General features: G+C 65.1%; 23 protein-coding genes. 8 read left to right on the forward strand and 15 right to left on the reverse strand.

The features are described 5' to 3' along the window. Positions 1-181: 181 nt before the first annotated feature. The 4 genes from ilvA to VSR82_RS01885 form a co-directional block, all read right to left on the reverse strand. Entirely contained in the window at positions 182-1,753 is a 1,572-nt protein-coding gene (gene ilvA / locus VSR82_RS01870) for a threonine ammonia-lyase, biosynthetic (protein ID WP_498857464.1), read from the reverse strand. 359 nt (positions 1,754-2,112) lie between these two features. Further along, entirely contained in the window at positions 2,113-3,378 is a 1,266-nt protein-coding gene (locus tag VSR82_RS01875; RefSeq protein ID WP_429459122.1) for a virulence factor family protein, read from the reverse strand. After that, a complete protein-coding gene (gene mprF / locus VSR82_RS01880; RefSeq protein WP_429459120.1) occupies positions 3,375-5,966 on the reverse strand; it encodes a bifunctional lysylphosphatidylglycerol flippase/synthetase MprF in 2,592 nt (863 codons plus the stop codon). The genes VSR82_RS01875 and mprF overlap by 4 nt, the downstream gene beginning before the upstream one ends. A 354-nt stretch (positions 5,967-6,320) precedes the next feature. Then, positions 6,321-6,464 (reverse strand): hypothetical protein, encoded by a 144-nt coding sequence (locus tag VSR82_RS01885; RefSeq protein WP_368586991.1) that lies wholly within the window; start codon positions 6,462-6,464, stop codon positions 6,321-6,323. 229 nt (positions 6,465-6,693) lie between these two features. Between VSR82_RS01885 and VSR82_RS01890 the strand changes: the two genes are divergently transcribed. Then, complete coding sequence (locus VSR82_RS01890) at positions 6,694-8,097, forward strand: MFS transporter (RefSeq protein ID WP_368586992.1); 1,404 nt, start codon at positions 6,694-6,696, stop codon at positions 8,095-8,097. A gap of 63 nt (positions 8,098-8,160) precedes the next feature. Here the strand turns inward: VSR82_RS01890 and VSR82_RS01895 are convergent, their stop codons facing one another. The 5 genes from VSR82_RS01895 to VSR82_RS01915 form a co-directional block, all read right to left on the reverse strand. Beyond that, a complete protein-coding gene (locus tag VSR82_RS01895; protein ID WP_429459117.1) occupies positions 8,161-8,655 on the reverse strand; it encodes a DUF421 domain-containing protein in 495 nt (164 codons plus the stop codon). A gap of 89 nt (positions 8,656-8,744) precedes the next feature. Beyond that, entirely contained in the window at positions 8,745-9,410 is a 666-nt protein-coding gene (locus tag VSR82_RS01900; RefSeq protein WP_429459115.1) for a glycosyltransferase family 2 protein, read from the reverse strand. Then, positions 9,407-10,012, reverse strand: a complete 606-nt coding sequence (locus VSR82_RS01905; protein WP_368586995.1) for an SAM-dependent methyltransferase — start codon at positions 10,010-10,012, stop codon at positions 9,407-9,409. The genes VSR82_RS01900 and VSR82_RS01905 overlap by 4 nt, the downstream gene beginning before the upstream one ends. A gap of 33 nt (positions 10,013-10,045) precedes the next feature. Then, positions 10,046-11,200: an acyl-CoA dehydrogenase family protein gene (locus tag VSR82_RS01910; protein ID WP_429459113.1), complete on the reverse strand. Its 1,155-nt coding sequence runs from the start codon at positions 11,198-11,200 to the stop codon at positions 10,046-10,048. A 120-nt stretch (positions 11,201-11,320) separates the two neighbouring features. Further along, positions 11,321-13,291 (reverse strand): PAS domain-containing hybrid sensor histidine kinase/response regulator, encoded by a 1,971-nt coding sequence (locus VSR82_RS01915; protein WP_498857465.1) that lies wholly within the window; start codon positions 13,289-13,291, stop codon positions 11,321-11,323. 317 nt (positions 13,292-13,608) lie between these two features. Between VSR82_RS01915 and VSR82_RS01920 the strand changes: the two genes are divergently transcribed. Further along, the gene (locus VSR82_RS01920; RefSeq protein ID WP_429461868.1) at positions 13,609-13,803 is read left to right on the forward strand and encodes a hypothetical protein; all 195 of its coding nucleotides are present in this window, start codon (positions 13,609-13,611) and stop codon (positions 13,801-13,803) included. 48 nt (positions 13,804-13,851) lie between these two features. On the opposite strand, the gene VSR82_RS01925 is transcribed toward VSR82_RS01920, so the two are convergent. After that, positions 13,852-14,910 (reverse strand): NAD(P)/FAD-dependent oxidoreductase, encoded by a 1,059-nt coding sequence (locus tag VSR82_RS01925; protein ID WP_429459109.1) that lies wholly within the window; start codon positions 14,908-14,910, stop codon positions 13,852-13,854. A gap of 242 nt (positions 14,911-15,152) precedes the next feature. On the opposite strand from VSR82_RS01925, the gene VSR82_RS01930 reads away from it, so the two are divergent. Then, on the forward strand, positions 15,153-15,590 hold the full coding sequence (locus VSR82_RS01930; protein WP_410848006.1) for a carboxymuconolactone decarboxylase family protein: 438 nt from the start codon (positions 15,153-15,155) through the stop codon (positions 15,588-15,590). Between the two features lie 53 nt (positions 15,591-15,643). Here VSR82_RS01930 and VSR82_RS01935 read toward each other — a convergent pair whose 3' ends face one another. Next, positions 15,644-16,504 carry a LysR family transcriptional regulator gene (locus VSR82_RS01935; protein WP_368624183.1) on the reverse strand — a complete coding sequence of 287 codons (861 nt, stop codon included), beginning with the start codon at positions 16,502-16,504 and terminating at the stop codon, positions 15,644-15,646. A 149-nt stretch (positions 16,505-16,653) separates the two neighbouring features. Between VSR82_RS01935 and VSR82_RS01940 the strand changes: the two genes are divergently transcribed. The 3 genes from VSR82_RS01940 to VSR82_RS01950 all read left to right on the forward strand — a co-directional run bounded on the left by VSR82_RS01940 (position 16,654) and on the right by VSR82_RS01950 (position 19,383). Beyond that, positions 16,654-18,054, forward strand: coding sequence for a DHA2 family efflux MFS transporter permease subunit (locus VSR82_RS01940; RefSeq protein ID WP_429461866.1), 1,401 nt, complete (start codon positions 16,654-16,656; stop codon positions 18,052-18,054). 94 nt (positions 18,055-18,148) lie between these two features. Beyond that, complete coding sequence (locus VSR82_RS01945; RefSeq protein WP_429459106.1) at positions 18,149-19,078, forward strand: LysR family transcriptional regulator; 930 nt, start codon at positions 18,149-18,151, stop codon at positions 19,076-19,078. Positions 19,079-19,155: 77 nt separating this feature from the next. Next, complete coding sequence (locus tag VSR82_RS01950) at positions 19,156-19,383, forward strand: hypothetical protein (protein ID WP_368587238.1); 228 nt, start codon at positions 19,156-19,158, stop codon at positions 19,381-19,383. Between the two features lie 39 nt (positions 19,384-19,422). On the opposite strand, the gene VSR82_RS01955 is transcribed toward VSR82_RS01950, so the two are convergent. Further along, a complete protein-coding gene (locus tag VSR82_RS01955; RefSeq protein ID WP_368587239.1) occupies positions 19,423-19,605 on the reverse strand; it encodes a hypothetical protein in 183 nt (60 codons plus the stop codon). A 2-nt stretch (positions 19,606-19,607) separates the two neighbouring features. Here VSR82_RS01955 and VSR82_RS01960 point away from each other — a divergent pair, with 2 nt between their 5' ends. Together VSR82_RS01960 and VSR82_RS01965 are read left to right on the forward strand one after the other, a co-directional pair. Next, complete coding sequence (locus tag VSR82_RS01960) at positions 19,608-20,720, forward strand: glycosyltransferase family 2 protein (RefSeq protein ID WP_429459104.1); 1,113 nt, start codon at positions 19,608-19,610, stop codon at positions 20,718-20,720. 133 nt (positions 20,721-20,853) lie between these two features. Continuing rightward, the gene (locus VSR82_RS01965; RefSeq protein ID WP_176108377.1) at positions 20,854-21,075 is read left to right on the forward strand and encodes a hypothetical protein; all 222 of its coding nucleotides are present in this window, start codon (positions 20,854-20,856) and stop codon (positions 21,073-21,075) included. A 100-nt stretch (positions 21,076-21,175) separates the two neighbouring features. Here the strand turns inward: VSR82_RS01965 and VSR82_RS01970 are convergent, their stop codons facing one another. From VSR82_RS01970 to VSR82_RS01980, 3 genes are all read right to left on the reverse strand, one after another. After that, positions 21,176-22,483: an MFS family transporter gene (locus VSR82_RS01970; protein ID WP_429459102.1), complete on the reverse strand. Its 1,308-nt coding sequence runs from the start codon at positions 22,481-22,483 to the stop codon at positions 21,176-21,178. Positions 22,484-22,772: 289 nt separating this feature from the next. Continuing rightward, positions 22,773-24,296: a SpoVR family protein gene (locus VSR82_RS01975; RefSeq protein WP_018435604.1), complete on the reverse strand. Its 1,524-nt coding sequence runs from the start codon at positions 24,294-24,296 to the stop codon at positions 22,773-22,775. Between the two features lie 237 nt (positions 24,297-24,533). After that, positions 24,534-25,805 carry a YeaH/YhbH family protein gene (locus VSR82_RS01980; protein ID WP_176108374.1) on the reverse strand — a complete coding sequence of 424 codons (1,272 nt, stop codon included), beginning with the start codon at positions 25,803-25,805 and terminating at the stop codon, positions 24,534-24,536. Positions 25,806-25,952: the final 147 nt, after the last annotated feature.

Raw genomic sequence — 25,952 nt, forward strand, 5'->3', positions numbered from 1 at the left:
TGGCGGATAGGCCGTATCGCGTCAGGCGATAGAAGGTGTGAGAGAGGAGCCGGTGCAGCGTCGCTGTATCGGCCGCAAACGCAAGACTGGCGGGCCTTTCCGGCGATTCGGACGACACCCGGCTCGTTTTGCCGGCGTGGCGTCCACTCAGGTAAACCCCGATCCGCTAAATGAGCTTCGACTAGCCGAGAAACAGTCGGTAGACAGGATTTTTCGTTTCTTCCCAGCACGGATAGCCGAGCGTTTCGATGAAGCGCTCGAACGCTGCATGGTCGCTCTCGGGCACCTGAATGCCGACCAAGATCGAGCTGTAGTCCGCACCCTGGTTGCGATAGTGGAACAGGCTGATGTTCCAGTTCGGCGCCATCGACGACAGGAATTTCATCAGCGCACCCGGACGCTCGGGAAACTCGAAGCGGAACAGACGTTCGTCGCGCGCGAGCGGCGAACGGCCGCCAACCATATAGCGGATGTGCTGCTTAGACAGTTCGTCGAAGGTCAGATCGACCGTCGCGAAGCCGTGCGCTTCGAATGCGCCGGCGATCTGCGCCGGTTCGCTGCGATTGCGGATCTGCACGCCGACGAAGATATGCGCCGAGTTCGCGTCGGCGATCCGGTAGTTGAATTCGGTGACGCTGCGCGTGCCGACCAGCTCGCAGAAGCGCTTGAAGCTGCCGCGCTCTTCGGGGATCGTCACCGCGAAAACGGCTTCACGTGCTTCGCCCACTTCCGCGCGTTCGGCGACGAAGCGCATGCGGTCGAAGTTCATATTCGCGCCCGACGTGATCGCGATCAGCGTCTGGTTCTCGATGCCTTCCCGTTCGGCGTACTGCTTCGCGCCCGCCACCGCCAATGAACCCGCCGGTTCGAGCACGCTGCGCGTGTCCTGGAACACGTCCTTGATCGCCGCGCACAGCGCATCGGTGTTCACGAGCAGCACTTCGTCGAGATATTCGCTGCACAGACGGAAGGTTTCCTCGCCGACGAGCTTCACCGCGGTGCCGTCGGAGAACAGGCCCACTTCGTTCAGCGTCACGCGCTCGCCCGCCTTCAGCGAAGCGGCCATCGCGCACGAATCATCGGTCTGCACGCCGATCACCTTGATCTCCGGGCGCACCGATTTCACGTATGCCGCGACACCGGCCGCGAGCCCGCCGCCGCCGATCGGCACGAAGATCGCGTGAATCGGCCCCTGGTGCTGGCTCAAAATTTCCATCGCGACGGTGCCCTGGCCGGCGATCACGTACGGATCATCGAACGGATGCACGAAGGTCAGGCCGCGTTCTTCCTGCAGCTTGACCGCGTGACCGTAGGCATCGCTATACGATTCGCCGAACTGCACGACCTCGACGGTCGGCCCGCCATGCGTGCGGATCGCGTCGACCTTGACCTGCGGCGTCGTCACCGGCACGACGATGATCGCTTTCACGCCCATGCGTGCGGCCGACAACGCGACGCCCTGCGCATGATTGCCCGCCGATGCGGTGATCACGCCGCGACTGAGCGCTTCGGCCGGAATATGCGCCATCTTGTTGTACGCGCCGCGCAGCTTGAACGAGAACACCGGCTGGTTGTCCTCGCGCTTCAGATAGACCGGATTGCGCAGCCGCGCCGACAGGTTCGGCGCGCGTTCGAGTTCGGTCTCGCGCGCCACGTCGTAGACGCGCGCGGTCAGGGTCTTTTTCAGGTAGTCGTGAGACGGCGCGACGCGCGCGGCTGCGGCGACGGCCTGTTCGAGTTCGGTTAACAGCACGGCAAGCTCCTGGGTGGCAATATCGATGCAACAACGAATCGACCGAGATCGACATCAAACGATGGCGACCGCAGCATGTTCACCAGGAGGCAGGTAGAAAATGAACCTGAAAGCGGACATAAAAAAACCCGCCTCGTTTGGCGGGTTATGTGTCACTGCAAGTCGACGCGCGCTAACCCACCATTCGATGAATGATGCTAATAATCAGCGCAATACGGATGTCGAGGCAGTTCATGCGGGCGATCTTCGTCGACTTGGCAGGCGTTGTCAATCTCCGCGGACCACGGTTCCGTCCAGAACGGACCCAAAAAAAGGGGCGCGCCGTCAAGCGCGCCCCGCTGATACGCCCACCGCAGCAATCAATCGCGCACGCCGCTCTGCTTCTTGAATGCCACGAGAATGCGTCGCTCCAGCACGTTGTAATCGCCGCCGAAGTGATGATCGCCGGAGGTGCGGATGACTTCGACACCGCTCTTGTCGAGCGCCGGACACAGCGTGTCGGTCTCGCTCTCGCCATAGAAGCATTGAACGATCGACGGCGGCACATGCGTCAACTCGGGTCGCACGTTCAGCGCCTTGTCGCTCGCGGGCATGCCGAGCCAGCCGCCGACGCGGATCTGGAAGTCGGCGTCGGGCGCGAAGCCGAGCAGCGACATCAGCGACACCTTATCGCGCTGCGCCTGCGGCAGACGGTTATACGCGAACGGCATCACGTCGGCGCCGAACGAATAGCCGATCAGCGCAATGTGCTGCGCGTGCCAGCGCTCGCCATAGGTTTGCATCACGCGCGCGAGATCGCGGCTCGTTTGCGCGGGCGGCTTCTCGCTCCAGAAATAACGCAGGCTGTCCCAGCCGACCACCGACACGCCATCTTTCTGCAGCGCCTGCGCGATCGTCTTGTCGAGATCGCGCCAGCCGCCATCGCCGGAAATTACGATCGCCATCAGGCCGTTCGGATGCGCGGCCGGCAACTCGATCAGCGGCAGGTCGGACACATCGTCGGCACTCGTCGAGACCGGCTGTAGATGCGGGGTCAGCAAATCGACGAGACGCGCGCGATCGGCGTTGCCCGTGCTCGCCTTTTCGACGAAGCCCGGCACCTTATCGCGGATCACGGTCGGGTCGGGCGGACACGGTTGAAAGCGCGCGTCGAGTGTGCGGTCGGCGTCGACCGACACCGCGCCCGCGATCGTATTGGACGGCGCCTGCTCGAGCACGTGCATCGCCAGCGTTGCGCCCTGCCCCGTACCCGCGACGATCGGCGCGAAGTAGCGGCTCGACTGCGATTGCCGTTCGAGTTGATGGCTGAGCGCCTCGGCATCGCCCACCAGTTGATGGCAGGTTTCCTTTTTCGCGGCAAGGTTGGCCTCGTAGCGCGCGATATCGACGCCAACCGTCATCGCGCCCGCTTTCGCGAGCGCATCGGCGCTCTGCTGATCGGCCGCGCTCCAGCCGCTCGCCTGCGAATACAGCACGACGAAGCCGCGCAGCGGCCCCTCGGGCTGCGTGACGCGCACGTCGCCATAGCGGCCGCCCGGTACGGTGGTGGTGGCCGCGTGCGCGAGCGCGCCGCAGCTCAGAACGCTCGCCGCGACGGCGAGCCGGAACAACGGATGCAATGTCATGAACGCCGGCCTCCTGCCAGCAGCGACAGGTCCGCGAGCGTGAAGAACACGCCCGAACCGGATGCCGCGAGATAGCGCGGCTCCCAGTGCGGCTGGAACTTGCTCTTGAAAGCACGCAGTCCGCGGAAGTTATAGAAGCGGCCGCCGAAGCGCCACACGATGCCGGCCAGCCGATGCCAGCGCGACGCGAGCGGAGTCGGCTGCACGCCGGAGAGCGGCGCAATGCCGAGACTGAGCGAGCGGAAGCCCGCCTGCTTCAGATGCAGCGCAAGCTGCGTGAACAGATATTCCATCGCGTACGGCGACGCGCTTTCGACGTGACGCATCACGCCGACTGTCGCCTCGGTATTCATATCGGTCGTCATGAAGGTCACGAACGCGACCGGTTCCCCGTTCTGGCGCACCAGCATCACCGACTGCGCGGCGAGGTATTCGTCGTGGAAAGCCGCGACCGAGAAACTCTTCTCGCGCGCATCGTGGCTGCCGAGCCAGCCGTCGGAAATGCCGCGCAGCGTTTCGAGCGACGCCGGCACACGCGCCTGATCGATCACTTCGACGCTAAAGCCGTCGCGCTCGCCGCGCTTGAGCGCATAGCGCAGATGCGCGCGGTGCGAGCCCTTCAGATCGAAGTCGTCGAGCACTACGTGCGCTTCCTCGCCGAGCTTCATCAACGTGAGGCCGGCGTCGAGATACAGCGGCAGTGCATTCGCACGCACCTGGTAGAACGCGGCGCGACCGCCGTGCGCATGCGCGAGCGCGACGAACTTCTTGATGAGGCCCGCCCACTCTTCGCGCGGCCCCACCGGATCATGCAACGCGGCCCACGTGCGGCCGTATTTCGCGTACATCAGGAACGCCTCTCGCGATTCCGAAAACAGGAAGCTCTTGTCGCCCATCAACGCGAGACCGGCATCGCTGCGTTCCTGCGCGCGCACGATGCGCGCGGCGTCGAGCAGATCTTCGGGCGCCGGCTTCACGAAGCGGCCCGGCGCCGGACGCAGCAATTGCCAGAACGAGAAGGTCGCGGCGAACACGCTCGCGGCGAGCGTCGCGCGCAGCGCGCGCGGCGCGCGCTCGTCGAACGCGAATTGCCACCACAGGTCGCGCGTGTACGGCACGTCACGGAAAGCGAACAGCATGACCCACGTCGCGAACATCAGCACCATCGCGATCGACACAAGCCAGCCGGCCGTGAAACGCTCGGCGAACAGCGACGAATGACGGTTGAAGCGCTTGCGCGTCGCGAGCAGCAGCACGATCAGCATGCCGAGCACACCGGCTTCGACGAATGCGAGACCCTTGGTCAGCGACAGCGCAAGGCTCAGCAACGCGAGCGCGAGCGTCATCCACCATGCCGCATCGAGCCGCCGCAGCAGCCCACGCGCGACGAACAGCAGCAGCACGCCGACCACGCTGCACAACATCGCCGAGCTTTCGAGCACCCACAGCGGCACCACGTTGCGCAGCATATGAATGCGCTGCCAGAACGCCGGCGTCGCACTCGAGATGACCAGCATGCCGCCGACCACGAACGTGACGAGGCTCAGAAACAGCGGCGCGAGTTCCGACACGCGCTCCGCCTGCAGCATCGACAGACGGTTCTTCAGCGCGCGCCCCTCGAAGCCCGCGAGCAGCGCCGCGGAGACGACCAGCGGCACGCCGAAATAGATCGCGCGATACGCGAGCAGCGCGGCGACCATCTGATGCATCGGCACGCTGCCGCTCAGCGTGAACACCATTGCGGCCTCGAACACGCCGACCCCGCCAGGCGTATGGCCGATCAGGCCGAGCAGCATCGCGGCCGCGTAGACGGTGATGAAGCCGATGAAGCTCACGTTCGCATGCGGCAGCAAGGCCCACAGCGCGAGACCCGCGGCGACCACGTCGAGCACCGCCAGCGCGACTTGCGCGAGCAGATCACGGCGCGCGGGAATATCGAACGAGAGCCACTGCCAGCGCGTGCGGATCGGCCGGGTTTCGCGGCGGCACGCGGCGGCCGCGAGCGCCAGCGCGATCAGTAGCGCAGCGCCGCTCCAGCGCAGCGCGACTGGCGACAGATGCAGCATCGGCGCGAGCTGTCCGGCCATACCGACCATGCCCAGTGCGGTCATCAATACCAGGGCGAGTGCGAGCGACACGCTCGTGAACACCGTCATGCGGCCAATCTGCGCGGGCGTGATGTTCGCGACGCCGTACACGCGCGCGCGCACCGCTCCGCCCGTCAGCGCGCCGAAACCGGTCGCATTGCCGAGCGCCGAGCCGGCCGTCGCGCCGACCCACAGCGCCGCGCGCGGCACGCTCGCGCCGAGATAGCGCAGGCCGACCGCGTCGCGCCCGACCAGCGCGACGTAGCTAAGCGCGGTCGCGCCGAGCGCGCCGATCCACTCGCGCGGCGACAGCTCGCGCAATTCGCGTATCACCGAACGGTAATTCACCGCCTCCGACAGATGCTGCAGCACGACCAGCAGCAGCCCGCAAATAACGAGCGCGAGCACGGGCGACAGAAGTCCCCGGCTGCCAAGCACTTTCGCTGCACGGCCGAGCAGCGCGCGCAGGCGCTCGAAGCTGTGTTGAAGTCGGTGGAACATGGTCAATGCGGGCCTTGCGAGAGCAGTCGCGGCGACGGGTGCGTCACGCGCGGTATCGCCTGTGGCGACGATTACAAAGTGATAACGGCAAAACGTGCAAAAGGTTGACAGCAATAGCAATTTTGCTGTCGGTTGACCTGCGCGGCGCGCGGCAAAAGCGCGCGAGCGATATCTGGAAGGGAAACGGCGATGGCGGCCCGGAACTGGCCCCAAGCGGAGGTTTCTGGAGGGACTGATGGCGGAATGACGAGCCGAACGCCACCCGCCTGGTGGGGCCAGAAAGCACAATGCCCGCTACTTGAGCGGGCATCGACACGGTTGGCAGGGCCTGCGCGGCCCGTGCGCAATACGCGCTTATTGCGGGCGACGATACGCTTCGGCGATCACCGCGCAGTTTTGCAGATGCAGGTTGAGCGCATGCAGCGCCAGCGCACGCAGCTTGCCGAAGAACGTAGTGGCGGCGGGGGTGGAACGGACAGCAGTCGATGCGGTGTTCATGGCGGCTCCTTATTAGGGTTTCTACCTACGCAATAACCCGATTATAACCATCTCGTGCCGCAGCGCAACAAAAATCAATATTTATTGGCGGCATCGCAACGCCGCCGTCGCGTGTTGGATACAGAAAGGGTAAAGGGGCAGCATCGGCCGCGCAGGTATTAACAATCCGCACCGTACAGGTGCAATAATGCCCCCTTTGCCTGCGACGCTTCGCCGCAGCCTCGCCGTCATGACCGTCGCCCAGACTCAGAAAGCTCTGATTGCGCCCCTTATCGTCGCGTGCGCGATGTTCATGGAAAGCGTCGACGCCAATGTGATCGTCACCGCGTTGCCGGCCATGGCGCGCGATTTCGCCCGCGATCCGGTCACGCTGAAAATCGCGGTCACGAGCTACGTGCTCGGGCTCGGTGTGTTCATCCCGGTATGCGGCTGGCTCGCCGACAAGTTCGGCGCCCGCACGGTGTTCCGCACGGCGATCGGCATCTTCGTCACGGGCTCGCTGTTGTGCGCCGCGTCGAACTCGCTTGCCACTTTCACGGTTGCGCGTTTCATTCAGGGCGTCGGCGGCGCGATGATGGTGCCGGTCGGGCGGATCATCATCTTTCGCGTGGTGGAAAAAGCCGACTTCATCCGCGCGATGAACTATCTGAGCGTGCCCGCGATGCTCGGCCCTGCCGCCGGTCCGCTGCTCGGCGGCTTCATCACCACGTATCTGCACTGGCGTCTGATCTTCTTCATCAACGTGCCGATCGGCATTCTCGGCATCTATCTGACCAATCGCTATATCGCCAATACGCGCGAACCGGACCCCGGCCCGCTCGACTGGATCGGCTTCCTGTTGTCGGCGGCGGGCGCGGTGCTGCTGCTGCTCGGTTTGTCGCTGGTCGGCGGCGAACTGATTTCGAATACCGACGCGTTCGGCATGTGCGCGCTCGGCGCGGTACTGCTCGCGATCTACGTCGCGTACGCGCAGCGCGTCGCGCTGCCGCTGCTCGACTTGCGCTTTTTCAAGGTGCCAACTTTCCAGGCGAGCGTGCTCGGCGGCTCGCTGTTTCGCATCGGCCTCGGCGCGCTGCCATTCCTGCTGCCGCTGCTGCTGCAGGAAGGCCACGGTATGAGCGCGTTCCAATCGGGGCTGATCACCTGCGCGTCGGCGTTCGGCGGCATGTTCATGCGCACGATCGCCTCCACCGTGCTGCGCCGCTTCGGCTTTCGCCAGGTGCTCGTGTTCAACGCGGCGCTATCGGGCATTTCGATCGCCGCGTGCGGACTCTTTTTCCCGCACACGCCGACATGGATCATCTGGGTCGTCGTGCTGCTCGGCGGTTTCTTCCCAGCGTTGCAGTTCACCAGCCTCAATTCGCTGACCTACGCGGAGATTGCGAGCCGCGACGTCGGCCGCGCGACGAGCCTCGGCAGCGTCGTGCAGCAGATGTCGCTCGGTCTCGGCGTGACGGTCGGCGGGATCGTGCTGCAGATTTCGCGCGCACTGAATGGGCATCCGAGCATCACGTGGTCGGATTTCTGGCCCGCGTTTCTGGTGGTCGGGCTGTGCTCGTTCGCGTCGATTCCGGTCACGCTGCGCTTGCCGCGCGGCGCGGGCTCGGAGATTTCGCGAGGCGGGCGCGGCTGAGCTGCGCGTTGAGTCCTTACAGCCCGCCCGAACAAGCGCCCCGCGCTGCACGCGTTCGGGCGCTCACTCGCGCTTGCGTATCACGCTCACCTCGCCATTGCGTTCGAGGATCGCGGCGGCCACGTTGTCCATCGAGCGCGAGCCGATTTTCTGCCGCACGCTTTCCTCGATGTCGGTGCGCGTGATGAGCGCCGCGTGCATTTCGTTCGCGTGGAACTTGCCGTCGCTGAACACCTCGCGCTCGACGCCACACACCAACAGCTCGAAGCGGCGCGAACGTATAAACGCCCACGCGAGCACCCGGTGACATACGACGATCACCAGCGACGCGACCACGGTCGCGATGAACGGCGACGCCCCGACAATCGCGCGGCTCAGCATCGCGCCGAGCAGAATCACGACGACCAGATCGAACGGCGTGCGCTGACCGAACGAGCGCCGCCCCGATACGCGAATCAGCACGATCGCGATCACGAACACGACGATCGAGCGCAGCCCCATCTGCAACGGGTCGAGATCCCTACCCTGGCCGAATAGAACGAAAAACGCGTCCATCATGTTCGTCCTCCCCGCGGCTTATTGCCGTGCCAATGTTCCGGTATCCGGATCGTTGCGAGCGAGACCCGCTCGCGACGCAGCGCCGTCGCTCAGGCCAGCGCGCGATCCGTCGCCCATCCGATGAGCGTATCGCCGAAACCGCCGCGCGCGCGGGCCGCGGTGCGCGCGCTCGTGGTCACGCGCGGCGCGGCGCTCCACGCGATGCGCGCGCCCGTCGCGATCAGGCGATCGACGAGCGCGACATCCTCGCTGCACCTGAGCGGCGGAAAGCCGCCCGCGCGCCGATAGGCTTGCGCGGAAACGCCGAGGTTCGCGCCGTGCACGTGACGATGTCCGTCGGCGTCGACATAGGTCTTGCGAAAATATTCGCGCACGCTGTGCGGATGCGCGCTCCAGTCGTCGACGGCGATCGAGCCGCACACCGCATCGGCGCCGAGCGCCAATTGCGCGGCGAGCCAATCCGGCGACACGCGGCTGTCGGCATCGGTAAACGCGAGCCAGCGCGCGCCGAGCGCGAGCAGCAGCGACGCGCCCAGCGCCCGCGCGATCCCGACGTTGCGCGCCTTCAGCGTCAGCGTCTGCACGCCGTAGGCGCGCGCGATCGCCCCGCTGAAATCGCTGCACGCGTCGAGCGCGACGACGATCCGCACCTCTTCGCCGGCGAGCGCCTGGTGTCGCGACGCTTCGAGCAAGGCCGCGAGGCACCCCGCGATCAACGCCTCTTCGTTATGCGCCGGGACGATCACGCCGATCATAGAAGCCCCTCTCGCTGCGCGACCGAACGTGCGTCGCGCGACCACACGTCGATCAGCAAGTCGGCTTCGTCGTGATGCGCGAGACGCGCGAGGCCGCAGCGCGCATCGAATAGCGCGTGCGCGCGGTCGGCCGATTCGCGCGCTTCGGCGAACGGCCGGCGCCAGTGGCAGGCGAGCAGCGTGCCATCGGTCGTCAGCGAGCCGGCGATGCGCGCGGCCAGCGTTTCGAGCTCGGCCGCGTCGAGATAGTACGCAAACTCGCTGATCACGATCAGATCGAACGGCCCGTGCTCGGTCGGCCATTCGCACGGCACGCTGCGCTGTTCGATCCGCACGTTCGATGCGCCCGCCACGCGTTCGCGCGCGAGCGCGACCGCGCGCGGGTGCAAATCGGCGGCGAGCAGCGCGTCGCAGCGCGTCGCGAGCCCGGCCGTCAACTCGCCGTTCGCGCAGCCCGGTTCGAAGCCGTTGCGATAGCGCGGCCGCGGCAGCAGCGCGAGTGTCAGCGAACGCTTGCGGCGTTCGTACCAGCCTTCGCGCAAACGCCACGGATCATCGCTGCGTCGGTAAAGTTCATCGAAGTACCGCATCGGCGAGCTCATCTCAGCGATCCTCCGAAGGCTGGGGAACAAAGGTCATAGCGTCCACGACGTGAGTGTTTGCGACGACGCGTGATCCGATGCCGGCGCGGCGCTCGTGTCGGCGGACGCGACGAGCCGTTCGCCAAGCGCGGCGAGATCGCGTTGCGCGTGGCTTTGGCGCAGAAACACCGGCAGGTCGGCGACCGCTCGCGCGAAGCGCGCGTCGCGGCACAACGGGCCCGCGCCGAGCGCGCGTGTCGCCTGATCGATGACGGCGCTCGCGGCCTGCTCGACGGCAAGACGCGCGCGCAGCACGCGCGTCTGCGCATCATCCGAAGGGCGCGCGTCGATCCACGCGGCGGTTTCGCGCAGTACCGCGGCGGCCGACTGCAATGCGACATCGGTCGCACCGAGATGAGCCAGCCGATGCGCATCCGCGCGCCGGGCGCACGCGTCGCGCAGCGTGCGGCCGATCTGCGCGGCCGCACCGTACCAGCACGCGGCGATACCGGCGCCGCCATGCCAGAAGCCCGCGCGCCGCAGATATTCATGCGGCGCGCCGACGAGCGTCGCAACGGTGTCGTTGAACGTCACATCGGCGCTCGCGGTCGCCCACATGCCGACGGCCTGCCACTTCGATGTGTCGATCGAGATCGAGCTCTGGTCCAGCGCGACGGCCGCGAGCACCGGCTCATCATTGCGCCAAGCGGTCACGAGCGCATGGGTGAGCGCCTGCGCGCCGGAGCACCAGGCTTTGGTGCCGGACAGGCGCACCTGAGCGCCCTCGCCGAAAACGTTCTGGATTCCTTGATTGACCGCGCGCACTCGCGCGTCCGGCGCTTCGGCGGCCCACACGCCCCAGCGGCTTGCCGGCGGCGGCAGCGGACCGTTCAGTTCGGCGAGAATCGCGAGCGCATCGGTATGGCCTTCGAACAGTTTGACGAGACCGAGGTCGCGCGCGGCAACGGCGGCGAGCGCGCGCCAGCGCACCAGCGTCTCGCCATGCCCCGGCAACGGCAAGCTCGGCGCGCGATCGTAGCCGCGCTCGATCAGATCAGCGAGCAGTGCTCCGAGAGCAGCGGGATCGTTCGCATCGAAACGCGCGTCGCGCAGGAAATCGTCGAGCGACGGTGCGCGGCCGCCGTGTTGATTAGAAATCTGCCGTGACTGGGCCTTGAAGCTGGCCGCGTGGTCGCGCGTATCGAGCATCGTGCCTCCCTGCACCGTTTCGATCCGCGGCCCGCCGCGCGGCGGCGGACCGGAACGTATGCAGAGTCGCAGCAAACATCGTGCCCCAGCTGACGACGCAGCCGCGCAGCAAAAAAGCGCCTACGTCCCCCCGCTTCCGCTCAGTCGTCCATCCGCCTTCGTGAGCAATGCGTCGAGGACCGCCATTTCGACCGGCTTCACCAGGTGCGCATGGAAACCCGCTTTGCGCGTGCGATCGAGATCGCTTGCATGACCGAAGCCCGTCATCGCCGCGTACATCGTGCGAGCCATCTCGGGCAGCGCGCGCAACGCCGCGAGCGTCGCATAGCCATCCATCTTCGGCATCGCGAGATCGATCAACGCGAGATGCGGCGAGAAGCGCGGCGCGATCTGCAGCGCCTGCTCGCCCTCGTAGGCGATACGCACCTCATGGCCCTTCAGTTCGAGCAGCATCGCGAGGCTGTCGGCCGAATCGCGATTGTCGTCGATCAGCAGAACCCGCAGCGGCTGCACGTGGGGCGCGGCGCTGATCGCGCCGCTCTCCGCGGTGTCGGACTGCGCCGAGAGCGGCAGACTCAGCGTGAACGTGCTGCCAAGGCCCGGTCCTTCGCTGCTCGCGACGATGCTGCCACCATGCATCTCGACGAGCGACTTGCACAGCGTCAGGCCGATCCCAAGACCGCCTTCGCCGAAGCTTTGCCCTTCCTTCTCCTGCGCGAACAGCTCGAAGATCTTGTCGAGCGAGCGCACCGGAATACCGCAGCCGACGTCGCGCACTTCGAGCACCGCCATGCGAAAGTCGACCCGTCCACGCATCTCGATCACGCTGCCGTGCGGCGAAAATTTCGACGCGTTGTGCAGCAGGTTTTGCAGCACCTGCACGAGCCGCGTCATGTCGCCGCGAATGCTCACGGGTGCGTCGGTGACCTGGGCGACCACGCGCTGCTCGCGCGAGTCGGTAAACGGCCGCGCCGCTTCGATCGCGCGCGTGACGAGCTCGGTGAGATCGACCCGCGCAATCCGCAGTTCGACCTTGTCGGACATGATGCGGCCGATATCGAGCAGATCGTCGACGAGTCGCGTCAGGTGCGTGACCTGGCGATCGATCAGATCGCGCGCGCGCGCGACCACCGGGCTCAGATTGGCTTCCATCTGCATCGTGCCGACCGCGTTGCGCACCGGCGCGAGCGGATTGCGCAGTTCGTGCGCGAGCGTCGCGAGAAATTCGCGCATGCGCTCACCGGAGCGCTCGAGTTCCTCGCGCCGGCGCCGCTCGGTGAGATCGCGCGTGACCTTGGCGAAGCCGCGCAAGCGTCGCGATTCGTCATAGACGGCCGTGATGATCACGTTGGCCCAGAACGTCGAGCCGTCCTTGCGCACGCGCCAGCCTTCGTCTTCGACGGTGCCGATCTGCCGTGCGATCGCGAGTTCGCGCGCGGGCTTGCCGGCCGCGGCCTCCTCGGGCACATAGAACTGCGAGAAGTGCCGGCCGACGATTTCGTCATGCGTATAGCCCTTGATGCGCGCGGCGCCCGAATTCCAGCTGACGATGAAGCCTTGCGGATCGAGCATGAAAATCGCGTAGTCCTTCACGCTATCGACGAGCAGACGGAAGCGCTCCTCGCTCTGGCGCAGCGCTTCGAGATATTCGCGCTGCGCGGTCAGGTCGCGCGTGATCTTCGCGAAGCCGGTGACCTCGCCCTGCTCGTTGCGTATCGCGGTGATCACGACGTTCGACCAGAACGTCGTGCCGTCCTTGCGCACGCGCCAGTCCTCGTTCTCGAAGCGGCCGGTGTGCGCCGCCTGTTCCAGCTCGTAGCCTGGGCAGCCGCGGGCGACGGCTTCCTCGGTATAGAAGCGCGAGAAATGCTGGCCGACGATCTCGTTTTCCGTGTAGCCCTTCAGCTTCTGCGCGCCGGCGTTCCAACTCACGACGTGGCCTTTCGCGTCGAGCAGAAAGATCGCGTAGTCCGAGATCGCCTGCACGAGCGACCAGTAATCGACGCTAACGGGCGCCGACGGCGCGGCCTCGGCCTGCACTCGAGCGGGCTCGCCGTGGACGCGGAGAGTAGAAGCATCAAGCTGGGTCATGGCGGACACGTAGTTGGAATTGTTGTGTTTAGCAAATCTCGCGCCTGGCCGGCGCCGAAGCCTTCGCGCAAACGCTTGCGCGGCCCACGCATGGGCCGGGATACCTCGCGAAGGGCGCCCGCGCGCCGGCTCATAAGGCGCACAGCTTATAACGGCGGGCCCCGCGCTTGCTAGCCGGTCATCACTGAAAGCGTCGCCGCGCGGCGGTTTCGGCTTTCGGTTTTACCCTTCGACAGCAAAAACAGGAGTGTCAATTGAAAAAGCTATTCACGACTATCGCCACGAACTTCGCGGCCCCGTGCGCCCTCGCTGCGGCATTGAGCTTCGCATCCACCGTCGCGCAGGCGGAAGGCTGCGCCAAAGGCGCGGTCGTGGGCGGGGTGACCGGCCACGTTGCCGGACATCATGGGACGGCGGGTGCGGCCGCGGGCTGCGCGATCGGCCACCATGAGGCGAAGAAGAAAGACAAGGCCGCGAGCGCCGCCGCCGCGAGTCAACCCGCTGGAAAATGATGCCAATGGCCGGTCCGGCTCGACGTCGCTGCGCTTGCGCGCACGCCGTCAGCCGGCCGCGCCGATCTTTTCCGCGAGCTTCGTGTCGTAGCTCGAATGGACATGCACGCGTTTCTTGTCGGGATACGCGTAAGCGTACGCCTTGCGCAGCGCGAGCGACGCCTCGTGAAAGCCTGACAGGATCAGCTTCTGCTTGTTCGGATAGTTCGCGATGTCGCCGACGGCGAAGATGCCCGGCCGCGAGCTTTCGTAGTTCGAGGTATCGACATCGATACGCCCGCCGTGAATCTTCAGTCCCCACTGCGCGATCGGGCCGAGATCCGCGACGAGTCCATACAAGGCGATGAGGTGTTCGGCTTCGAGCTGGGTCTCGCCATGGATCTGCTTCAGCGTCAGGGAACGCAGCGCGCCGTCTTCCACTTCGAGCGCCGCGATCGCGCCGATGACGAAGTCCATCTCACCCGCCTCGACCGCGCGCCGCATCAGCTCGACGCTCGAATCGGCCGCGCTGAAGCCGGCGCGCCGATGCACGAGGGTCACGCGCCGCGCGACCTTGCGCAATGCCAGCGCCCAGTCGAGCGCCGAATCGCCGCCGCCAGCGACGACCACGTTCTTGTCGGCGAAATCGGCGAGGCGCGCCACGCTGTAGTGCACGTTGCGCTTTTCCAGCGGCACGGCCTCGGGGAGCCCGAGCTTTTGCGGGACGAACGCGCCATTGCCGGCGGCGAGCAGGATCGCCGCGACGTCGAACACGAGGCCGCGCTGCGTGCGCACGGTCCAGCGGCCGTCGTCGCGTTGCTCGACCGTGTCGACGCGCTGTTCGAGGTGAATCGGCACATCGAACGGCTTGCATTGCGCGACCAGTCGCTCGACCAGTTCGCGCGAGGTGCATGACGGGATCGCCGGGATATCGTAGATCGGCTTGTCGGGATACAGCTCGATGCACTGCCCGCCGACCCTTCCGAGTATGTCGACGATCTGGCAGGTCAGGCCGATCACACCGGCCTCGAATGCCGCGAACAGACCCACGGGACCGGCGCCGACGATCAGGACATCGGTGCGGATCGGCGAGGTGGGCGCAGAGGACGGGTCGGCGGCAACGGTCATCAGGCAGGTCTCCGGATCACGGTGAAAGGCGCAAAGCAAGCGTCGATGACTCACCTTACCGAATCGGCCCGCACGCGGCAACGATGCCATCGTCGGCGGTAAGGATGCTATGCGGGGCCGCTCAACGCCCGAAAGCGGCTACCTGAAAATATCTGGAATCGGCCATTTTGATGATCCAGATGGCGGACTAAGCTAACACCTGCCCGATCCATCGCAGCGTCCCACCCGCCCAGGAGCCCATCATGGAACAACGTCTCGACTTCTACAAAGCCAACCCCGCCGCGATCAAGTCGCTGCTCGGCGTCGAAGAGCGCATCGGCAAGTCGGCGCTCGAAAAATCGCTGACCGAACTGGTGCGGCTGCGCGCTTCGCAGATCAACGGCTGCGCCTATTGCGTCGACATGCATACGAGCGACGCGCGCAAGGGCGGCGAAACCGAGCGGCGTCTCGCGACCGTCGTCGTGTGGCGCGAAACGCCGTTCTTTACCGACCGCGAACGCGCGGCGCTCGAGTGGACCGAAGCGCTCACGCTGGTGTCGCACGATCACGTGCCGGACGCAGTATGGCAGGCGGTGCGCCCGCACTTCAGCGACGAAGAGCTGGTCGACCTGACGCTGCTCGTCTCGGCGATCAATGCGTGGAACCGCTTCGCGATTTCGTTCCGGAAGATGCCGGCCTGAACGGTGAATGAATGGCGGCATAAGCAGCGGCATGAGGCACGGTACTGCCCGCCTCACTCGCCAATCCACGACCCGCGCAGATCGCTGTCATGCAGCAACTGCAGCAGCGTGCCCGCCGGGCGGCTCAAGCGCTTCGCCGCCAGCGCGATGAATTCCACCGACGGCAACGTCGGCAAGCCGGCCGCATTCAACGGCGGCGCCAGCCCGCGCGCGGCCAGATACTGCGGCCGCACGGTGATGCCAAGTCCGCCGCGCGCAGCCGCGATACAGCCGGAATGACTGCTGCTCGTGCAGACGATCTGCCAGCTCGCGCCGGCTTCGGCGAGCGCATCGAGCACGACCGCGCGCGTCACGCTCGGCTCGGCGACCAGAATCAGCGGCAGCGGCTGGCTCAGATCGACGAGCGTGCCGGTCTGCGCGAGCCATTCCAGCCGCCCGGTGAAAAGCGGCACGCCGCGCCGGTCACCGAGCCGGCGCTTGCCGACCAGCAGATCGATCGCGCCGGCGTCGAGCAGTTCGTAGAGCCTGCCGGTCATGCCGATCGTGATTTCCAGCTCGACGTCGGGGTGCGCGTTGCGAAACGCCGCGAGCACGGTGGGCAGCGGGCCGAGCGCGATGTCGTCTGACGAGCCGAGCCGCACGCGCCCCTTCAGACGCGGCGCGCGAAACTGCGACTCCGCGCGCGATAAGGCCTGCAGGATCACGCTCGCATGCGCGAGCATCGCTTCGCCGTCGGGCGTCATCGCGAGCGAATGGGTGTCGCGCACGAACAGGCGCCGGCCCACGCTCTGTTCGAGGCGGCGGATATGTTCGCTGACGCTCGACTGCGTCAGGTCGAGCCGCCGCCCCGCCTCGGTGAAGCTATGGCAGGCCGCGACGGTCGAGAAGGTCTTCAGCCAGATCGGATTGAGCATGCGCGAATTGTCGCGCTGCTTATCGGCATTGTCGATAACAGTCAGCGAGCTTAGTGGGGTTCCCGATTGACGGGGATGTCAATAAGATGACGGAATTCCGCATGGCCCCGCTCCGGTGGCGCTTTTCCGCCACGCCCGCTGTCGAAAACATGACCAAGGATTCGTCTCAAACCGCCCTACTGTGGATCGTCGCCGCCGGCTTCTTCATGCAGTCGCTCGACACGACGATCGTCAACACCGCGCTGCCGTCGATCGCGAACAGCCTGCAAGTCGCGCCGCTCGCGATGCAACCGGTCGTCGTCGCCTACACGCTGACGATGGCGATGCTCACGCCCGCCTCCGGCTGGCTTGCCGACCGCTTCGGCACCCGCCGCGTCTATTTCGCCGCGATTCTCGTGTTCGTGCTCGGCTCGATCTGCTGCGCGAGCGCGCACACGCTCGGCGAGCTCGTGATGGCGAGGGTGCTGCAAGGCATCGGCGGCTCGATGCTGCTGCCGATCGGACGTCTCGCGGTGCTGCGCAGCGTGTCGGGCGAGCACTACGTGGCGGCGCTCGCGTTCATTTCGATCGCGGGGCAGCTCGGGCCGATCGCCGGGCCGACGCTCGGCGGCTGGTTCGTGCAGGCGATCACGTGGCACTGGATCTTTCTGATCAACGTGCCAATCGGCGCGCTCGGCCTGTACGCGGTGCACCGCTTTCTGCCTTCGCATGACGCGACGCAGGCGCCGCCGTTCGATGTGATCGGCTGCGCCCTGCTATCGCTGTGCATGATCGCGTTTTCGCTCGCGATCGACGCGCCGGTCCCGTCGCATCGCGCGGCGTGGTCGGCGGGTCTGTTCACCCTGGCGGTCGCCAGCGCGCTCGCCTACGTTCCGTACGCGAGAAACCGCCGCAATCCGCTGTTCAAGCTGTCGCTGTTCGGCGAGCCGAACTTCAGCGTCGGCCTGATCGGCAACCTGGTATGCCGGATCGGTTCGAGCGCGGTGCCGTTCCTCGTGCCGCTCCTGCTGCAATTGCAGCTCGGCTACTCGCCGCTGCACTCCGGTCTGATGATGCTGCCCGCGGCGCTCGCCGGCACGCTCGCGAAACGCTGGATCGCGCCGCTCGTGCGCCGCTACGGCTACGACACGTTCCTGCTGGTCAACACGATCATCGTCGGCTCGGCGATCGTCGCGTTCTCGCTGATTTCGCGCGGCACACCGCTCGTGATCGAAGTCGCGATCCTCGCCGTTTTCGGCGCGGCCAACTCGATGCAGTACGCGGCGATGAACAGCGTCACGCTGAAGGACCTGTCGCACGAAGACGCGGGCATGGGCAACAGCCTTTTCTCGATGGTGCAGATGCTCGCGATCGGGCTCGGCGTGTCGATCGGCGGCGGGCTCGTCAATCTGTTCGCCGATCAATGGGGCTCGGCGGCACTCGGCTTCCGGCTCGCGTTCGTGTGCGTCGGCGTGATCACGCTCGTGTCCGCGTGGATCTTCCGCCACCTCGACGATCCGTCGGGCACCCGCGTGATTCGCGGCCAGGCTGCGCAGAGCGCGGGGCGTTGACACGCGACGCGTTTCAACGCGTGTCAGCGCATGAATTCGAAAGCTCTCCGCGTTAGCATGTCTGGCATCCATGGCTACCCGGCAGGTACCCCCGATGCCATTCGATGAGCGCGTGCTGAACGGCATGGGCGTGCTGACGGCGATCGTCGATTGCGGCAGTTTCGCGGCCGCGGGCGAAGCGCTCGACATGTCGCAATCGGGCGTAAGCCGTTCGGTTGCCCGGCTCGAAGCGCGCCTCGGCATTCGCCTGTTCGACCGCACCACGCGCTCGGTTACGCTGACCGACGAAGGCCGGCGTTTCTACGAGCAGATCGTGCCGCTGCTCGGCGGACTCGAGGAGGCGGCGGCCTCCGCCGCGCAGGGCAAGACCGCGGTGCGCGGGCGTCTGCGCGTCAACATGGACCCGTTTTTTTCACGGCTCGTGCTCGGGCCGCGCCTTGGCAGCTTCATCGACAAACATCCGGACCTGCAGCTCGAACTGATCACGCGCGACCAGTTGGGCGACATGATCGCGGACGGCTTCGATGTCGCGATCCGCTTCGGCGACCCGCCGGTGTCGACACTCGTCGCTCGCAAGCTGCTCGATACGCGCATCCTGACCGTGGCGGCGCCGTCGTATCTGAAGAAGCATGGCAAGCCGGAGAATCCGGCCGAGCTCGAAGACGGCCGGCATATTTGCATCAAGTTTCGCGATCCGCTCACCGGTTACCCGTTCACCTGGGAATTCCATCGAGGCCGCAAGAAGTTCTCGCTGACGCCGCAGGGCCGGCTGACCGTCAACGACGTCGGCACGCTGCATAGCGTATGCGTCGCAGGCCAGGGGATCGCGCAGATTCTCGCGCTCGGCGCGGAGTCGCTGCTCGCGAGCGGCAAGCTGATCGAGGTCTTTCCGGATTGGGGCGACGAGGTCTATCCGCTGTATGCGCTGTATCCGTCGCGGCACCATCCGCCGGCCAAGGTGCGCGCGTTTCTCGACTTCATCCTGTCGCTGACCGGCGCCAGGCCGCGCCACCCGGCCGCCTAGCGCAGAACTTCTGTTTGCCGCCCGCCGCGGTCCGCGTCTTGCTGTCGGACCCTTGTCTTCCCTCCAGGAGAGCAGCGATGAGCAAGACGACGGAAAAATCCCAAGGCGAAGCAAAAAGCGCGGACAAAGACGAATCAAAACCCGAGGCCGGCACCCAGACCGAGGATTTAGCGCATCCGCACCACGCCGTGCATAGCGACAACGCAAAGAGCAAGATGCCCGAGCGCCAGAGCGAGGGCCACAAGCAGTCCCCGGCGGACCGTCCCGGCAAACAACGCGGTGACGGCGAACCGTCGGTCGGTTGAAAAAACCCGTACCGGAGCGGCCTGAACTGCTTCATGCATTCAGGCCGCATCGCTTTTCCCTTCGAGCGCCTTTCTGTAAGCAAACATTTCTTCCTTGTTTTTACCGAATATTTTTTCGGCGCCTTGGACTATTTTGCTGCTAGCAGCGAAGTGTGCGCCCTCCGAACCGGCCGCTCCGCTTTGCGCCGGTTTATGCCGCTTCCGATCGTTAAAAGGCGTCATCCATGTCCAACGCGTCAAGTTCTCCCCACGCCCGCGCGGCCATCGCGCAGGTGTCCATCTGCGTGCCGACCTGCAATCGTCCGGAACTGCTCGTCGAGTGCGTCGACTCGTGCCTCGCGCAAAGCTATCCGCATGTGGAAATCGTGATTGGCGACGATTCGACGGACGCGCGCTCAGGGCAACTGATCTTGCAGCGTTACCGTGACGAGCCGCGCGTGCGCTACCAGAAGCACGAATCGCCGCTTGGCCAGGCGCGCAATGTGTCGACCCTGTTCGAGCGGGCTCGCGGCGACAAGATCCTGTTGATCCACGACGACGATTTGCTGACGAGCGACGCCGTCGAAAAACTCGTGTCGCTCTGGCAACGCTATCCGGTGCTCGATGCGGCATTCGGCGCGCAGTACGAAGCGGATCACGACGGGGCGATCGATCTCGCCGCGAGCGAGCGCCTGAACGCGGCGTTCCGGCGCACCCGGGCCAACGAGGGTCTGCAGCCGCTCGCGGGCCGCACCGGCCTGATCCAGATGTTTCCCAACAATGGCTGGATGGCCGACGCGCGGCTCGTCAAGCGGATCGGCTACGACGCTCGGTATGGCGTCTGCTGCGACTACGTGTTCGGCACCGAGCTATGCCTTGCCGCTCGTGAGGTGTTTTATCTGCACGACTATGTGTCGGTGTATCGGAAGACCGCGACGTCGATCTCGCACAGCACGCGGGGCACGAGCACGGCCGCCCCGTTGAGCGCGTATGGGTTCGTGAAGTCGCTGCGTCTGCCGGCGCGGCTCGAAGCGTCGCGGCGGCAGGCGCTGCGGCGACTGGTACCGATCGTGGTGTCGATTCACGCGAGAAACGGCGACGCGCGCGCGGGCTGGCGGATCGCGCGCGCGCATCTGTTCGCCTACAACTACGGCTTTAGCGCGCGGCTTTACTACCATCTGCTGATGCTGGCGTGCGCGGCATGGCGTGGACGTCTGCCGACGGCGAGCGCCTCGGCCGATGCTGCCGCGCGCGCGCCGTCGATCGCGACGGTCGCGGCGAATGAGGCCGCGCGGGTCGAGGAGTTCGTCGACAAGCTGGTCGACGAGTTCGTCGGCGACCGGTCGAAGCCGGTATGAACTGCGACAAGTCCGTGCGCAAGCCGATTTTCTGCTAAGCATTCCCTGCTTAGCAAACGCGTATTCGTTACTTGGTCGCGAGCGCGCCGCTGATTACGATGGGCACGACCCGTCATCGCAGAGGTGCTTCGCCATGTCAGACAATGCGTGTTTCAGACCGCGCGTGATCGAGCCGGTCGTCGAGGATCAACCCGAAGGACTCGGCCTCGCGGTCGAGTTGTGGTTTGCTCAACCGATCGACGGCATCGCGGGGCGCGCGGTGCAGATTCATCTGCGCAGCGGCGCGAGGATGGAACAGGCCGAGAGCTTGCGCGACCTGCTGCATGCGTGGGGGACACGGATCGTCGTCAGTTGAGCGAAGCGCCGATGCCATGAAAAACGGCGGTCCGGTTGCCCCGGACCGCCGCCTGAATGCTTCATCGCGGCACGACGTTTCGCCGTGCCGGGTTAGCGGCTCACGGCTCGTGCCGCAGATACCCTTCCGTCGACGGATCGCGCATGCGCAGCGAAACGATACCCGCGAGTGCGCACAGCGCCGTCACGTACCAGAAGAACATCGTCTCGACGCCGGCCGACTTCAGCCACAGCGCGACATATTCCGCCGACCCGCCGAAGATCGCATTCGCCACCGCATACGACAGCCCCACGCCGAGCGCACGCACTTGCGGCGGGAACATTTCCGCCTTGATCAGGCCGCTGATCGACGTGTAGAAGCTGACGATCGCGAGCGCGACGACGACGAGCGCGAACGCCGCGACCGGACTCGTCACGTCCTTCAGCGCATGCAGCAGCGGCACCGTGCCGAGCGTCGCGAACAAACCGAAGCACAGCATCGAATTGCGTCGGCCGATCCTGTCGGACAGCGCGCCGAACGCCGGCTGCATCAGCATGTAGACGAACAGCGCGGCGGTCATCACCGAGCTCGCGGTTTTGGCGTGCATGCCGGCCGTGTTGACCAGATATTTCTGCATATACGTCGTGAACGTATAGAAGATCAGCGAGCCGCCGGCCGTGAAGCCGAGCACCGTCATGAACGCGGCCTTGTGCTCCCACAAGCCGCGCAGCGTGCCCGCTTCCTTGCGCTGACGCGTCGCGGCGGTGGTGGTTTCGTCGAGCGATTTACGCAGATAGAGCGAGACCAGCGCAGAGATCGCACCGATTGCAAACGGCACGCGCCAGCCCCATGCCTTCAGTTCGTCGGTCCTCAGCAACTGCTGCAGGACCACCAGTACGAGCAGCGCGAACAGTTGACCGCCGATCAGCGTTACATACTGGAACGACGCGAAAAAGCCGCGCCGGCCTTTCAACGCCACTTCGCTCATATAGGTCGCGCTGGTGCCATATTCGCCGCCCACCGACAGGCCCTGGAACAGCCGCGCGATCAGCAGCAGCGCCGGCGCGAGCGCGCCGATCTGCGCGTAGGTGGGCAACATCGCGATCACGAGCGAGCCGCCGCACATCATGAATACCGACACCATCATCGCGGTGCGGCGGCCGCGCTTGTCGGCGAGCCGGCCGAAGAACCAGCCGCCGATCGGGCGCATCAGGAAGCCGGCGGCGAACACACCGGCCGTGTTGAGCAACTGCGTGGTGGTGTTGCCGCTAGGAAAGAACGACGGCGCGAAATACAGCGCCGTGAACGAATACACGTAGAAGTCGAACCATTCGACAAGATTGCCCGATGAAGCGCCGACGATCGCAAAGATGCGGCGCCGGGTGTCGTCGGCTTGTGCGACGACGGGTTGGTCGGTTAAATCGTTCATGCTGATGTCGGTCCTTTTTTCTCTAAACGAGGATGACGCTCGTGACGTCGCCTTCATGCGCGTCGCGGACAACCGCACACGCGCGCGCGGCGAATTTTACATAAGTGAAAAGTTCAGATGGGGTTTTGTCTGCGGAACTGCAGGAAAGCCCTGGGTACGGGCCCGCGGCGAAGTTAGAACTGCAACCAAAACGAAGCCCCCGCCAGGCGCGAGGCTGCGGGGGCTTCGGGGAATCGGCGCGGACCGCCCGGGCAACGTTGCGATGCGCTGCCGCGCCCGGATGGAGACGTCAGATTCTCACGGACGGCGGCACGTACCGGCACTCGTAGCGCTTTCTGACGGTACCGTTTTCGTCGACGCTTTCGAGGTACACGTCGAATTGCCACAAGCGCGCCATGTGCTTGAGCACCTCGTCGCTATCCGACGACAGGTGCCGGTTGTCGCTCATGAAATGCCGCAACGTCAGGCTGCGATCGCCGCGCGTATTGACGGCCCATACCTGAATGTTCGGCTCGCGGTGATGCATGTCGTACTGCCGCGACAGCGCCTGGCGCACGTACTGGTAGCCGCTGTCGTCGTGAATCGCCGACACTTCGAGCGCGTCGCGCATGTCATCGTCGAGCACCGAGAACAGGCGCATCTCGCGGATCAGATGCGGCGACAGGTACTGCGCGACGAAGCTTTCGTCCTTGAAGTTGCGCATCGCGTAGTGCATCGCGGGCAGCCACGGACTGCCGGCCAGATCCGGAAACCACTTGCGGTCTTCGTCGGTCGGCGCTTCGCAGATGCGGCGGATGTCGCTCATCATCGAAAAACCGAGCGCATACGGATTGATGCCGCTGTAATACGGCTTCGTGACCGGCGGCTGATAGACGACGTTGCTGTGCGAATGGAGAAACTCCATCATGAAGCCGTCTTCCAGCTTGCCCTGGTTGTACATCGTGTTGAGCAGCGTGTAGTGCCAGAACGTCGCCCAGCCTTCGTTCATCACCTGGGTCTGCCGCTGCGGATAGAAATACTGACCGATCTTGCGCACGATGCGAATCACCTCGCGCTCCCACGGTTCGAGCAGCGGCGCGTTTTTCTCCGCGAAATACAGCAGGTTTTCCTGCGGCTCGGGCGGATAGCGCTCTTCGACCTCTTCGGGCAGCGGCGTATGGCGCGTGGGCAGCGTGCGCCACAACTCGTTGACCTGCGACTGCAGATACGCCTCGCGCTCGCGCCGCGCGGCGAACTCTTTCTCGAGCGACAGCTTCTGCGGCCGCTTGTAGCGGTCCACGCCGTAATTCATCAGCGCGTGGCACGAATCGAGCAATTCCTCGACGCGATCGAGCCCATAGCGCTCCTCGCATTCCGCGATGTAGTTCTTCGCGTAGACGAGGTAGTCGATGATCGCGTGCGCATCCGTCCACAAGCGGAACAGATAGTTGCCCTTGAAGAACGAGTTGTGGCCATACGCCGCATGGGCGATCACGAGCGCCTGCATCGTCATCGTGTTCTCTTCCATCAGATACGCGATGCAGGGATTCGAATTGATGACGATTTCGTATGCGAGCCCCATCTGGCCGCGACGATAGCTTTTTTCGGTAGAGAGAAAATGTTTGCCGAACGACCAGTGACGGTAGTTCACCGGCATGCCGACGGACGCGTAGGCGTCCATCATTTGTTCAGCGCTGATGAGTTCGAGCTGGATCGGATACACGTCGAGCTCGTATTGCTCCGCAACACGGGCAATATGCGAGTCGTACTCTTCGATCAATTCGAAGGTCCAGTCGGACGGGCACGGCAGAGGCCGTCTATCGGCTACGTTCATACGGACTTCCCTTTGCCCCTCGGTGGGCGTTCCGGTGTGTCCCGTGCTGCAGCATTGCGGACTGCTCCGGCGCGAGCGGCTGCCGTGCTAGCCGCTCGTGCCTCGGCATGCCCCGACAGTTGCTGCGGCACGCCTTTGTTGCGCTGCGGCGCAGTCATACGACGGCTTGCCTCAAGTCGTACGATTCATCGCCGCACGCGTCGTGATCCAGATGCCTGGTGCGCAATCAGCGTTCCATCACGAAGTCGCCGCCTGCTTCTCGAACAGCTCGCGAAATACCGGATAGATATCGGCCGCGGTTTCGACTTTCTTCATCGCCATATGCGGTTGCGATAGCGCCAGTTGCGCGTATTCGAGCCACAGATTCTGCTCTTCGGGCGTCACCTGAATATACGCAAAATACCGCACCTTCTCCAGGATGTCATCCGACAGAATCTTGCGGCACTTCGGCGAATCGTCGGTCCAATTGTCGCCGTCCGAAGCCTGCGCCCCGTAAATGTTCCATTCAGTTGGCGAGTAGCGTTCCTCCATCACCTTGCGCATCAGTTCGAGCGCGCTCGACACCACCGTGCCGCCGCTTTCGGTCGAATGGAAGAACGTGTCTTCGTCGACCTCCTCCGCGCGCGTGTGGTGGCGAATGAACACCACTTCGATGCGCTCGTAGTTACGCTTCAGGAACAGATACAGCAGGATGAAAAAGCGCTTCGCGAGATCCTTGCGCTGCTCGTCCATCGAGCCGGACACGTCCATCAGGCAGAACATCACCGCCTGGCTCGACGGCGTGGGCTGCTTCACGCGATTCACGTAGCGCAGATCGAACGGATCGATGAACGGAATCCGCCAGATGCGTCCTTTCAGATGGTGGATGTCGTCTTCGAGCAGCTTGATCTCTTCGCGGCGATCGGCGGGGTCGGCCTTCAGCTCTTCGAGTTGCCGCTCCATTTCGTGCAACTGGTTGACGAGCGGCGCGCCGAGCGCGATGCGCCGGCCGAGCGCGCTGCGCAGCGAGCGCACCACGTCGATGTTGTTCGGCGTGCCCTCCGCGGCCCAGCCCGCGCGGATGCTTTTCCACGTCGGCACGGCCATCAGATGGGTTTTGACGAGACGCGGCAGTTCGAGGTCGTCGAAGAAATACTGCATGAACTCTTCGCGGCTCAGCTCGAACACGAAGTCGTCCTGACCCTCGCCCTCGTTGCTGGCCTGACTGCCTCCGCCACCGCCACCGCCGCCTTGCGGGCGCTGGATCTTGTCGCCGCGGATGTAGTCCGAGTTGCCGGGATGCACCATCTCGCGCCGGCCGCCCGGTCCGTGACGGAACGACGGCTCCGCGATGTCCTTGCGCGGAATGGTGATGCTCTGGGTGTTCTGGATGTCTTTGATGCTGCGGTCGCGCACCGCTTCCGAAACGGCGCGACGGATATAATTTTTGACGCGGCGCAAAAAACGCTCGCGATTCGCAATACTCTTGTTCTTGCCTGCCAACCTGCGGTCGATGATTTGATGAAGCACGCCCGGTCTCCCGTCCGTGCAACCGCGTTTCCGCTGCGGCCGCACTAATATTTCCGGTGCGCGAGACGCCCGCCGCGCAGTGCATGCTATGCGGCTTGCGCCTCGCCGGTTGCCCGTACGGTCGAACCGTACGGGCGGCACATCATG

Origin of the sequence: Burkholderia sp. JPY481, from assembly GCF_038900515.1 — a bacterium.
GTDB classification, from domain to species: domain Bacteria; phylum Pseudomonadota; class Gammaproteobacteria; order Burkholderiales; family Burkholderiaceae; genus Paraburkholderia; species Paraburkholderia youngii.